This window comes from Psychrobacter sp. JB193 (assembly GCF_002285555.1).
Taxonomy (GTDB): Bacteria; Pseudomonadota; Gammaproteobacteria; order Pseudomonadales; family Moraxellaceae; genus Psychrobacter; species Psychrobacter alimentarius.
In genome coordinates this window covers 638,074-651,070 of the sequence record NZ_NRGY01000002.1, presented here as the reverse complement: position 1 = coordinate 651,070, position 12,997 = coordinate 638,074, and the positions used below count along the sequence as shown (strand labels likewise).

At 43.8% G+C, this 12,997-nt stretch carries 11 protein-coding genes; 5 read left to right on the top strand and 6 right to left on the bottom strand.

Annotated elements, in window-relative coordinates; all coding sequences use genetic code 11:
- Positions 1–144 precede the first annotated feature (144 nt).
- Together CIK80_RS10570 and CIK80_RS10565 are read right to left on the bottom strand one after the other, a co-directional pair.
- Positions 145–642 carry a GNAT family N-acetyltransferase gene (locus tag CIK80_RS10570; protein ID WP_095569956.1) on the bottom strand — a complete coding sequence of 166 codons (498 nt, stop codon included), beginning with the start codon at positions 640–642 and terminating at the stop codon, positions 145–147.
- Positions 643–747: 105 nt separating this feature from the next.
- Entirely contained in the window at positions 748–1,251 is a 504-nt protein-coding gene (locus tag CIK80_RS10565) for a GNAT family N-acetyltransferase (RefSeq protein WP_179288368.1), read from the bottom strand.
- Between the two features lie 416 nt (positions 1,252–1,667).
- Here CIK80_RS10565 and CIK80_RS10560 point away from each other — a divergent pair, with 416 nt between their 5' ends.
- A complete protein-coding gene (locus CIK80_RS10560) occupies positions 1,668–2,996 on the top strand; it encodes a hypothetical protein (RefSeq protein WP_095569954.1) in 1,329 nt (442 codons plus the stop codon).
- 285 nt (positions 2,997–3,281) lie between these two features.
- On the opposite strand, the gene CIK80_RS10555 is transcribed toward CIK80_RS10560, so the two are convergent.
- From CIK80_RS10555 to CIK80_RS10540, 4 genes are all read right to left on the bottom strand, one after another.
- Complete coding sequence (locus CIK80_RS10555) at positions 3,282–4,025, bottom strand: amino acid ABC transporter ATP-binding protein (protein WP_095569953.1); 744 nt, start codon at positions 4,023–4,025, stop codon at positions 3,282–3,284.
- A gap of 82 nt (positions 4,026–4,107) precedes the next feature.
- The gene (locus CIK80_RS10550; protein WP_179207221.1) at positions 4,108–4,791 is read right to left on the bottom strand and encodes an amino acid ABC transporter permease; all 684 of its coding nucleotides are present in this window, start codon (positions 4,789–4,791) and stop codon (positions 4,108–4,110) included.
- Between the two features lie 59 nt (positions 4,792–4,850).
- Positions 4,851–5,687, bottom strand: coding sequence for an amino acid ABC transporter substrate-binding protein (locus CIK80_RS10545; RefSeq protein ID WP_095569952.1), 837 nt, complete (start codon positions 5,685–5,687; stop codon positions 4,851–4,853).
- 309 nt (positions 5,688–5,996) lie between these two features.
- Complete coding sequence (locus CIK80_RS10540) at positions 5,997–6,761, bottom strand: UTRA domain-containing protein (protein ID WP_095569951.1); 765 nt, start codon at positions 6,759–6,761, stop codon at positions 5,997–5,999.
- 246 nt (positions 6,762–7,007) lie between these two features.
- On the opposite strand from CIK80_RS10540, the gene hutU reads away from it, so the two are divergent.
- The 4 genes from hutU to hutG all read left to right on the top strand — a co-directional run bounded on the left by hutU (position 7,008) and on the right by hutG (position 12,908).
- A complete protein-coding gene (gene hutU, locus CIK80_RS10535) occupies positions 7,008–8,741 on the top strand; it encodes a urocanate hydratase (RefSeq protein ID WP_095569950.1) in 1,734 nt (577 codons plus the stop codon).
- Between the two features lie 43 nt (positions 8,742–8,784).
- Complete coding sequence (locus CIK80_RS10530) at positions 8,785–10,146, top strand: YjiH family protein (protein ID WP_095569949.1); 1,362 nt, start codon at positions 8,785–8,787, stop codon at positions 10,144–10,146.
- Between the two features lie 126 nt (positions 10,147–10,272).
- Positions 10,273–11,835, top strand: a complete 1,563-nt coding sequence (gene hutH, locus CIK80_RS10525) for a histidine ammonia-lyase (protein ID WP_095569948.1) — start codon at positions 10,273–10,275, stop codon at positions 11,833–11,835.
- 38 nt (positions 11,836–11,873) lie between these two features.
- Positions 11,874–12,908: a formimidoylglutamase gene (gene hutG / locus CIK80_RS10520; RefSeq protein WP_095569947.1), complete on the top strand. Its 1,035-nt coding sequence runs from the start codon at positions 11,874–11,876 to the stop codon at positions 12,906–12,908.
- The last annotated feature ends 89 nt before the right edge of the window (positions 12,909–12,997 follow it).

Here is a 12,997-nt window from a genome sequence, read left to right as displayed (position 1 = left end):
AGTAAGAATAAAAGCTATAACCATTGAGCTTAATATTTTATTCATTAGTTAAACCTTTCAAGTTAAAAGATATTCTCTTTATTCCTAATTTAATAACTCTGCTAGTCACTATACAGCCACTGGATACATTTAAAATAATAGATACTAAAGTGGCTTTACCATTCTAATATCTATTATTTTGGCGTCCTCATATAGCTCTTCGTCACATTGGCCGTCAGACTCAAAACCAAATTTCTCATAGAACCTGATCGCAGATAGATTGGTTCTTAACACCCATAAAGATAGACTAGAGCAGCTATTATATTGAGAAGCGTCAATTAGGACTGCGTTCATTAACTTAGTACCTATCCCTAAATTTTGGTATTGCGGTAAAAGATACAAAGTAGTTATTTCACATTTGTGATCTTTCTTAAAGTAAGAAATAAACCCTACAGTTGTATCCTCAGCATCATATACTATCCATGTATTCACATCAGATCTAGGTAGCAGCTTCTCCCACATTTCCATTTTTTGAGATAAGTTATTTTCTTTGTCTCTATACGTTTTAGGTAAAAGGTTCGAATACGTAGCATTCCAACTTTCAAAGTGAATGTGAGCAATATCTGATACATCACTCTGGGTTGCCTTACGCGTAAAAAACATGTGGCACTCCATAGTTAACTATTAGGGTAAATATTTTTTACGGTGGCTTTTTATATTTATCAATAATACGGAAGTAAGCTATTTTAGAAACGATATTTATCAGTGTTATCCATTTTTAACTTTTCGAATTCTTGCCATCTGATAAGCATTGACATACTCACCGTTGCGATAAGCATAATCCACCATCTCACCTTCTATTACAAAGCCCAAGCTTTTATATAAACTGATGGCTCCAGTGTTGTCAGTATAAGTAGTAATCTCGATACGCCTTATATCTAACCAATTATCAGCCAAATCCAGCGCTGCGTTTATAAGCGCTCGACCCACACCTTTGCCTTGTGAAGCTGTTTTTACACTGACCCCAAAGCTTGCTACATGGCGTTGACGCTTTGATGTCATAATCTGAAGCCCGAGACTTCCCACCACTTCACCTTCAATTTCAGCCACTAACATATGCATATTGTCAGGTATATCTGCCAGTCGCTTGCGCCATAGGGTCTTGGACGGCATAGGCAACTGCAAAGTATTTGTATATAAGGCCTCATCGGCATGAATGGCTTGCAACGCGTCTGCATCTTCTGGCTCGGCATGACGTATTTCAATTTTCATTATATTTATCCTGACAGATGAATCACTTTGTAATGAGTATGTTGACTATTATCGACACTTATAATTAAAAAATTATTATTTCCGTCATCAATACTCTAAATATTTAAACCTTAATCTAGCTTGATTGTCAGTCATTTGCTCTGGAGACTCAAGTCTCTATTGGGGTAATAAGAGCTGATTATTAAAGTTGACTCTGACATTAAAAAGTATTATTTCCATTGTAGAATTACTTATTTTAATCGATAATAGTCTATTAATAAAGAGTTGTATCCATAGCCAGATTTTCTGATCATTATTTTTAAACACTTGAGAGTCTACTTAAAGAGCCATAAAAGTTAACCAGCAGATTGTACGTCAGTAAGCATCTGTTATTTGCTAGATTTATGTGTGTCAGTCTTAAGGAATATTGAAAAATCTTGATTTATAAAGTTATCTCAAACAAGTATCTGCGTATAGCATTAATATTTTTAGTAATTCAGCAAATTATTGTAGCGTCATCAACGTATTTTATTGCTCGATTGGCACAAAGTTTTGCTGAAAATGGGCCTTTATTTCCTTATATGCTGCTATTTGCTGCCTCTTTGGTGGTCGTTTATGTACCTGCGTATTTCTGTGTCACCAATACGGAGCGCGCTAAGTACGACGCTCATAAGCTATACAACGATACCTTCCATACTGTTTTTTTAGGTAAGACCTATTTTTTATCAAGCGATGAGTTACAGAGTACAGCAACGACAACACTTGTTCAGGAAAGCAACTATACGCTTGAAACCGTCATTGATAGTATCTTTGACATTTCAGCGTTGGTTTTTAATGTCTTATTTAATGTGCTCGTTATTGCTTGGTTTTTAGATAGTACATTAATGCTTGGTTATGCAGTAGGTATTGTCTTTGCTTCTATGTTTGTGCATTTCAGACGACATACTTTAAAAACCGCTGCCAAAACAGATCAGCAATCACGGTTGAACTTAACCGCTAAACTTTTTGACAGTTGGGATAACGTTGTTATTTTCAACAAGCATAATTACACGCTCTATAATAATATCGTTCAAAAAAGCTTTGCGACCGCAAAGAATAATAGTGTCAAATCCACCTCTATCCAGCATATCAATTCAAGCCTAGGCATGATCATACTCATGCTGCCTGTTTTTGTAGTCACCGGCTTTATTTTTAATAAAAATTGGAATGACGCCGCGACGATGGCGGTGCTAATTGCCACGCTGCCAAGACAAATTCAGCTATTGCAAATGTGCTATGCCTTGATTGGCTACCATACCAGTATCGGCGTTATTAAAACGATGCTAGATGGTATTTTGGAGGTTTTACAACCTACCAATGTGGATTTAGATACCTACATTCAGGCAGACCAAATACGTGTGAAGCAAACAGGAGAGATTTTTAATTCAACACAGTTGCCCAAGAAAGGGAGGGTAACGCTGATTGGTAGTAATGGTGTTGGTAAGTCTTGTATGTTGCTTAAGCTAAAAGACCACTACCAAGAACAAGCGTACTATTTGCCTGCCAAGCACAATTTGTATTTTAATTACAAAACAGATCAAACCCATAAAGGCTCAACAGGACAACAACTCATCAAGCAAATTCAAGAAATTAGAGAGGACGACCAAAGTACAGTTGTCATGCTAGATGAATGGGATGCACATTTGGATAAAGAAAATACCCAAATCATAGACCAATATCTTGATGAGCTTGCTCAAACAAGACTGGTTATAGATGTTAGACATTGAGATAGAAAGTGATTAATCTACTAGATAGGTAAACCATACAGTACATTGTGACTATTTTAGCAAGTCAAAACGAGGAGATCGTCAGCCTACTGCTTGATGTTCAAGTTCTCACTAACGATTATTATGAACCTTTCAATTATGGAAAAAACAAAAGAATAGCCCTGCTATAGATATTAATTTACCTCCTACTATAATCATTAAGCTCAAATGATAGACAAAAAAAATCACCAGCCAAGCGACTGATGATTTTTTTATAACTAAGTACGTTATAACAGTATAAACAGTTTACTGCTCAATACGCTGTAAGAATGCTTGCGTACGTGGATGGCGCGAGTCCTCAAATAATTGCTTGGCACTGCCCTCTTCGACAACCACCCCATCTTCAATCAAGACCACATGATCCGCCACATCACGAGCAAAGTTTATCTCGTGTGTCACCACAACCATTGTCCAGCCTTCAGAGGCCAGCTGCTTCATACTCTCAAGGACATCCTGTACCAGCTCTGGATCCAGCGCAGAGGTTGGCTCATCAAACAATAATAATGAAGGTTCAATCGCCAGTGCGCGTGCAATACCGACACGCTGCTGCTGACCACCAGACAACTGAAACGGATAAAGATCAGCTTTATCTGACAGACCGACTTTATTGAGCAATACCAGCGCCTGTTCACGTGCTTGCGCTTTACTTTGTCCTTGTACCACTGTCGGCCCAAGCATCAGATTTTCAAGCGCCGTCTTATGGGGAAACAAATTATAAGACTGAAACACCATACCTGACTTACGTTGTAACGCCAGCAAAGTGTTTTTCTTAGGCTTAGTAGCAAAGTCAACGGTTAGGCTACCATCGTCAAACGCAATGACTCCTTTATCAGGAATCTCTAATGCATTAAGACAGCGTAAAAAAGTGGTCTTCCCTGATCCTGAAGGCCCTAATATGACGACCACCTTGCCTTTATTAATGGTCAAATCGATGCCCTTTAGCACCTGATTGCTACCAAAGGCTTTATGAATATTAGTGACTTTGATCATGAAGATTCCTGTTGTACTGATAGCTGCTTTGCTAATCGCAATAACACGTGATGACAAATATACTCGTACCGTTTATAGGCTTTTACTTCGCCACATAACGATCCAGTCTGGTTTCAAGCTTACCTTGGATAAAGGTGAGGAACAGACAAATACCCCAATAAATAATCGCCGCTTCGGTATAAACCAGCATAAACTCATAGTTACGGGCAGTGATAATCTGCGCTTGTTTGAACAGCTCTGTCACCAAGACCAATGAGGCCAACGACGTGTCTTTCACCAAACTGATAAATGTATTGGATAATGGTGGTACGGATACCCGAAGCGCTTGCGGCAAAATGACATGACGAAACGTTTGCAGATACGTAAGTCCAACCGTCGAACCTGCTTCCCACTGTCCTTTTGGAATCGACAAAATCGACGCACGTACCGTCTCTGAGGCGTAGGCACCAATATTTAGTGAAAAGGCAATAATGGCGGAGGGAAAAGGATCAAGCTTGACCCCAACGCTTGGCAGTCCGTAGAAAATAATAAATAGCTGCACCAGCATTGGTGTCCCGCGAATGGCAGACACATAGATACGAGCAAGCCTATAAATGATCTGATGGAACCAGCCAGCACGTGGCACGATACGAATCAAAGCCACTGTCAGCGCAATGATCATACCAATCGTAAATGAAATCAATGCCAGTGGTATCGAATAATAAATACCACCTTTGAGCATTGGCCAAAAAGACGAGATGACAATTTGCGCCCGATCAGGGCTCATAAATGGCAACAACGCCAATAATTCAGCTAACCACGACACTGACATTATAGATCCTAGCATTATTTTTGTTTACTTATATCAGCACCAAAGAACTCTTCGCTCAATTTGGTCAGCGTGCCATCAGCCTGCAGCTCTGCCATCGCTTCATCCAATTTTGCTACTACAGCATCATCGCCTTTGATAAGTACCAAACCTGAGCCAGTTTGCTCACTAGCAGGCGCAGTCAGCTTAATCTCAAGACCTGAATCTGGGAATTTTTTTAGATAATCCAATACTGCCAGATTGTCATTCATCGTAAAGTCAGCACGGTCTTGTTTGACCAACTGAACGGCTTGCGCCATACCATCGACAGGGACGATTTCTGCGCCATAACGCTGGGCCAACTCACCATAGTTACTGCTGAGCGATTGAGCGGTACGTAGGCCTTTTAGACCTTCCCAAGAGCTATAACGGTTGTCATCGGTCGGTGCCAAGACAACCGCGCCTGACCAGCTATAAGCTGTAGTTTTGTCATACTTCGCTTGACGCTCTGGCGTGGTCAAGCTAACTTGGTTAGCCACCATATCGAAACGTTTTGAGTCCAAACCTGCCAGCATCGCATCCCATTGAGTTTCTTTAAACTCAACATCGACGCCCAATTTTTCAGCAACGGCACGTGTCACTTCTACATCGTAACCTGTGAGCTTGCCACTCTCGTCATGATACGTGAATGGAGGGTAAGTGCCCTCTGTACCGACGTTGATAGTGCCACCGTTATTGATACGTTGCAGCAAATCAGAACCGCCTGTCGCGGTACTGTCCGCCGCTTTGGTATCAGTTTCAGTAGTAGTTGACTGACCACAAGCGGCAAGTAGGACTGTACTAGCAGCAAGGGCTAAGAGAGTACGACGTTTCATAGGACGTCCTTATAAGAGTGAATGGATGAGTCGAGACTGTTATATCAATGTCATAATGCCAGCAAATAATCTAAACCTTACGCAGACAGATATCACAATACATATCTGAATCGTATTATTTTGCTTTGGTTGCCCGATTTAAGGGTTCTCAGTATATTTTTCAATACTGTTTCTAAATTATTTTAATCGTTTAGACGATTTTATAGCAAATTTTGAGCCTATAACGACCGCCTAGACCGCAACGTGTTCATATAGTAGCGTACTTCAGAAAGAATAAACGTACAAAAATAGTGAGTATGCGTCAATTTATCAAAGCTCGCCTGAAAATTGATAACGATCGCCAGCATGCCACATTTTTACAAAGGTGACGACTTGACCCGCTGAGTAGGTCTGGCGACGCAGTACCAACGTTGGCGACTGCGGTGCGATTTTCAAAAAAGTCGCAATCTCCTCTGGTGCTGCCAATGCACGAATGGTGTAGCTACCGCGCTCTAGTGGGCTTTTGGCAATCAAGTAATCGCTGGTATTGACCACGCTAAAATCTTGCTCAATAAATTCAGGGACTTTTTTGGCATCGACCCAGCGCTCTTCAAACTGAATCGGCTGACCATCGGCAAAGTGAATAATTTTTACTTCATACAATACAGTCGCGTCAGCGCTATTCGCCACGTCATCATTCTTACTGTGGGCGGACAATGTCTCTGCTGTCTCAATACCAAACTTACGGCGCAGCTCATCATCCAGCATATTGGCGGTAATGGCACGTTTGCTTACCACCTGCGCTTGATAATCACGATTGGCGGATTTTAAATCCTGAGCGATATTGCGTACTTCTACAAAGGTATGATTAAACTGCTGCTGGGCGACAAATGTGCCTGACCCCTGCCGACGCTCCAATACCCGCTCTTCGCTCAATTCTTTTAGCGCACGGTTGACCGTCATCCGTGATACACCAAACTCTTTTGCTAGTGCCATTTCTGTCGAGATCGCTTTGCCTGCTTGCCATTTACCAGAATGGATGTTGTCTAATATCGCATTTTTAATCCGCTGATACGCTGGGATTGTTTTTGTCATATTCGTTTTAAACCGTCAGTTCCGCTAATAAGAGTAGCGCCATAATATCATGACAATCATGCGAACTCTTATTCATATCACTCTATCAGTTATGCTCCTTTTTTCATTAACTCTAATTTTTATAAAAAAATCCTTGCATGAAAAAAGTATCTTTGATAATTTGTATATACAACTTATGAGTAACCTCAAATAATCGCACTCAAAACCTGCATTAATAAAACTGTATTGATAACACAAGGAACGATCATGACGACCGATAATGGAATCAGCGAAAACGCAGAAGTGAAAAACAACGAATTTACCCGCCGTGATGAAAGTCGTGATATTGCTGCCCCCACTGGCAGCACCCTTCATTGCAAAAGCTGGCTGACCGAAGCGCCTTATCGCATGCTACAAAACAACCTGCATCCTGATGTCGCTGAAAACCCAAAAAGTCTTGTGGTGTATGGTGGTATTGGACGCGCTGCTCGTAACTGGGAAAGCTATGATCAAATCCTAGCGTCATTAAAAGAATTAGAAGATGACGAGACGTTGTTGGTGCAGTCAGGAAAACCCGTCGGCGTTTTTCAAACGCATGAAAACGCACCGCGTGTCTTGATTGCCAACTCAAACCTTGTACCGCGCTGGGCAACGTGGGAGCACTTCAATGAGCTTGATCGCAAAGACTTGTTTATGTACGGTCAAATGACAGCAGGTAGCTGGATTTATATTGGTACGCAAGGCATCGTGCAAGGTACTTACGAAACCTTCGTTGAGGCAGGTCGTCAGCATTATGATGGCAGCTGGAAAGGACGCTGGATTTTGACTGCGGGACTTGGCGGTATGGGCGGCGCACAGCCACTAGCGGCAACCTTTGCTGGCGCAACCTCATTGAACATCGAGTGCCAGCAGTCTAGTATCGATTTCCGCCTGCGTACTGGTTATGTCGATAAACAAGCGGACGATCTTGACCATGCTTATGAATTGATTAAGCAGCATACTGACGCGGGTGAAGCCGTCTCAATCGCTCTACTTGGTAATGCCGCAGACATCTTGCCTGAGATGGTCAAACGCGCTCGTGCTGGCGGCATGAAACCTGATTTGGTCACCGATCAAACTTCAGCCCATGACTTATTCAATGGCTATCTGCCAAGTGGCTGGACGGTTGAAGAATGGAAGGCCGCACAAGAAGATCCAGAGCAACACGCCGCACTCACCAAAGCGGCAGCAGCGTCTTGCGCCACACACGTACAGGCGATTTTAGATCTACAAGCGATGGATATTCCAGCGACTGATTATGGCAATAATATCCGTCAGGTGGCGTTTGATGAAGGGGTCAAAGACGCCTTTAACTTCCCAGGATTCGTTCCTGCTTATATTCGTCCACTCTTCTGCCAAGGCAAAGGCCCTTTCCGCTGGGTAGCGCTCTCTGGTGATCCAGAAGACATCTATAAAACGGATCAAAAAATTAAAGAATTGTTCCCTGAAAACCAACATATTCATCGCTGGCTTGATATGGCAAAAGAGCGCATTCAGTTCCAAGGATTACCTGCCCGTATCTGCTGGTTAGGTCTTGGCGAACGTGACAAAGCAGGTCTGGCGTTTAATGAGATGGTCAAAAACGGCGAACTAAAAGGCCCTATCGTCATCGGTCGTGACCATTTGGACACCGGCTCTGTTGCCAGTCCAAACCGCGAAACCGAAAGCATGAAAGATGGCTCAGACGCAGTCTCTGACTGGGCGCTCCTAAACGGTATGCTCAATGTCGCGGGCGGCGCCACGTGGGTATCATTGCATCATGGTGGCGGTGTTGGCATGGGTTATTCGCAGCATTCAGGCATGGTCATCGTCGCTGATGGTACAGATGCAGCCGCCAAACGCTTGTCACGTGTACTGGTTAATGACTGCGGCTCAGGTGTCATGCGTCATGCAGATGCAGGCTATGAGTTGGCGATTAAAACGGCAAAAGATTATGGTCTCAACTTACCCATGATCAAATGATGATCAAATAAAGCATCCAAAACATTTTATCAAGGAGGATAACATGATTGAACAAAATACGGCTGCCCACCTCAATGATGGGACAACGCCTCCACCTGAAAAACTGTTATCCAAGTCTTTAGCACTGATACAGCTTATTGTATTTAGTACCATTGGACTTGTAATGTTTTTTGTGCCTTTTACCATCGGCGAAAAAAGCACGATCTTGTTCGATCATGGCGCGACCTATCTTGTCAATCAGCAGCACACCTTATCTGTCACTTTGCTGTTTTTATTGATGATTTTTGGGGTTAGCAAGCCTTTTATAGATGGCTCATGGCGTAAAAATATCACGCATAAAATTTTAACTGTATTTAAGATTTTAGGTCTTATTTTGGCAGTAATGTACATCACAGGTACAGCGCCTGCCTTTATGATGGAAGCGGATATGTTGCCGTTTTTATTTGAAAAACTGGCCTTACCTGTCGGTATGATTGTGCCGCTTGGCGCCTTAATTTTGGCATTCTTGGTCGGTTTTGGTTTGCTTGAGATGGTGGGTGTATTGATGCAACCTATTATGAAACCTATCTGGAAAACGCCTGGCGCATCTGCCATCGATGCGGTGGCTTCTTTTGTGGGTAGCTACTCGATTGGTCTACTGATCACCAATCGAGTATATCTACAAAAACAGTATTCCGCGCGTGAAGCCATTATTATCGCGACAGGCTTTTCTACGGTATCGGCCGCATTTATGGTGATTGTGGGAAAAACACTTGGTCTGATGGAATTTTGGAATCTGTTTTTTTGGTCAACGCTGGTGATTACCTTTATCGTCACTGCCATTACCGCTCGTATTCCACCCATCAGCCTCTTTGATGACAAAGTTGATCGTCCAGACCTCAATCACGAACGGGGCAAACGTTTAGCAGCAGCGTTTGATTTGGGTCTATCCACGTCTCGTCGCGCCACCGACCTCAAGCATATTTTATGGTCCAACTTTCGTGATGGATTGATCATGGCAGCAGCCATTGTGCCTTCTATTATCGCGGTCGGCCTGACGGGTCTGCTGTTGGCAAAGTATACGCCAGTGTTTGACGCCTTAGGATTGCTGCTCTATCCATTTACGTGGTTAGGCGGATTGCCAGAACCACTTGTGGCGGCCAAAGGTATGTCAGCGGGATTGGCTGAAATGTTCTTGCCTGCTCTACTGCTGAGTGAAGCTGATATGTTGACACGTTATGTGGCTGGCGTTATCTCCATTAGTAGTGTGCTGTTTTTTTCCGCTATGATTCCGTGTGTACTGGCGACCGAGATTCCCCTCTCTGTGGGCAAGATGGTTATCATTTGGTTTGAACGTGTGGTTCTGAGCATCTTGTTGGCTGCCGCCTTTGGACAGCTGGCCATGTATATGAACTGGATTGGTTAAAACAAGCCAGAAGCTTTGCAAAATTTATCCCAGTAACACTTATCTTCTATCTAAATTGTATTTGCTATAAACCTTGTATCAATAAAAAATATTATTAATATCCCTTATAAAATTAGGATTATCCTCATGACTGCTATCAAACAACTAACCCTACACCCTCGCCAGCTTAGCTTTGAGATGCTACGCGATATCTACGATCATCCAGTCGTTCTGACCTTGCCTGACAGCGCTTATGAGGCGATAGATGCGTCACACGAAGATGTACGTACCATCATTGCCCGCGACAAAAGCGCTTATGGGATCAACACGGGTTTTGGTCTACTAGCGAAGACACGTATCAGTGACGATCAACTTGAGCTGCTTCAGCGTAACTTGATTGTCTCTCACTCAGTGGGTACAGGTGACGCGTTGCCAGACAACGTGGTTCGTCTCATCATGGTAATGAAAGTTGCTAGCCTAGCACAAGGGGTGTCTGGCGTACGTCGTGAGGTGGTTGATAGCTTACTTGGCTTAATCAACAATCAGATTACACCCAATATCCCAGCCAAAGGTTCCGTTGGCGCGTCTGGTGACTTGGCTCCCTTGTCACACATGACACTTGCGATGATGGGCGAAGGTCACGTCTATGTCGATGGCAAAAAGATTCTTGCCGCTGATGCATTAGCTCAGCATGGACTTGAGCCAATCACACTAGCTGCCAAAGAAGGTCTTGCCCTTATTAATGGTACGCAAGTATCAACGGCGCTGGCACTACGTGGCTATTTCTTAGCGCGTGATTTGCTTGAGACAGCAACCATCGTCGGCTCACTGTCTATCGATGCGGCAAAAGGCTCGGATGCGCCGTTTGATGCTCGTATTCATGACGTACGTGGTCATCATGGTCAAATTGAAATCGCCAAAGCACACCGCGAGCTTATCAAAGGCAGTGCTATTCGTGCCTCGCATGATGGTGAACAAGACGATCGAGTACAAGATCCTTATTGCTTACGCTGTCAGCCTCAGGTCATGGGTGCTTGTCTTGACATCATCAATCAAGCAGGCAAAACCTTGCTCATCGAATCAAATGCGGTAACAGACAATCCGCTTATTTTTAATAACGAAGATGGTCCGGTCGCTATATCAGGCGGTAACTTCCATGCTGAACCCGTTGCCTTTGCCGCTGATATTTTAGCTTTGGCAATCGCCGAGATTGGTTCTATGTCTGAGCGCCGAGTTGCGTTGCTAATTGATGCAACTTTATCGGGTGGCTTACCACCATTCTTGGTTGATAACGCTGGGGTGAATTCAGGCTTTATGATTGCTCACGTCACCGCAGCAGCGCTTGCCTCAGAGAATAAATCTATCGCTCATCCAGGCAGTGTGGATAGTATCCCAACGTCTGCCAATCAAGAAGACCATGTCTCGATGGCAACCTATTGCGCACGCCGCCTATATGAGATGGCACAAAACACGGCCACCATCATCGGTATTGAGCTACTAGCAGCAGGTCAAGGTATCGACTTCCATCGTGGGCTTGAGACGTCAGAGCCTTTAGCAGTAGCACATAAAAAGCTACGCGAACAAGTTACCTTTTATGATAAAGACCGCTACCTTGCGCCTGATATTGAAGCGGCAAAACAGCTGGTTTTAGACGGTACGCTTGCTGAGCATTGGCAAGAACTGCGCAGCGATTGGTACGAATCAAAATAAAAAGTCGTCAAGTTTATGTTAGAAAAAGGAGGTCTTTGATGACCATAGCAGCAGTTAGCCACACTGTCGCCGATATGAACCGATGGACAGGGCGCGCAGAGCCATTTGAGACCGACCGCGCCCGCTATTGGTATCAGCTTGCTGAACCTTATGAGCAGCAACACATTGGGGTGATTGGCTTTGCCTGTGATCAGGGCGTTAGACGCAATCAGGGGCGTGTGGGTGCCAAAGCAGCGCCGCCTTTGATTCGTCAGGCATTTGCTGCGCTGCCAGTTATTTCTGAACTGCAACAACGTTTTGAGAGTCAACTGCACTCATTACTTGGTGATGCTGGCGATATTCATTGTCATGACAACGATGGCCTTGCCGAGAGTACACTTGAGCAAGCTCAGATCAAATATGCCGATAAGGTCAGCCACATTATTGAACAAGGCGGCCTACCCATCGGACTTGGCGGTGGCCATGCCATTGCTTATGGCAGTTTTTTGGGATTGTGGCAAGCGTTAGAAAAGACAAACGGTACGACTGTCAGCACACACACAGCGCCGACTATTGGGATTATCAACTTTGATGCGCACCTTGATATTCGTCAGTCTGATGTGGCGACTTCTGGCACACCGTTTCGCCAAATTTCCGAGCATCTTGACGCTCACGAGCAGCCGTTTCATTATTGCTGCATTGGTGTCAGCCGATTTTCGAACACAGCTGCCCTCTTTGATCGTGCCGAACAATTAGGCGTACATATTATTAGTGATGAAGACTGTCATCAGCAGACATGGGATAGCCTCGCCGAGCAAATTGATACGTTTATCAGTAAAGTCGATGTACTCTATATGACTATTGATATGGACTGCCTACCATCAAGCGTTGTCCCTGGCGTCAGTGCACCAGCCGCTTATGGCATTGAGCTCAGCTTTGTTGAGCGCGCTGTCAAACGTATCATGGCGTCGGGCAAAGTAAAAGTAGCAGACCTTGCTGAAATCAATCCTACGTTTGATGTCGATAATCGCAGTTGTAAGGTCGCTGCTCGACTGCTGGCGACCATTAGCGAGCAACATCTGCTCACGTTATAGTCGATACTCAATAACATTGATATGCGACATTAGAATGCAGGACTGGTACAAGTTTTTCTTGTTTGCTGTGCCTTCGCAAACAAAAGCGA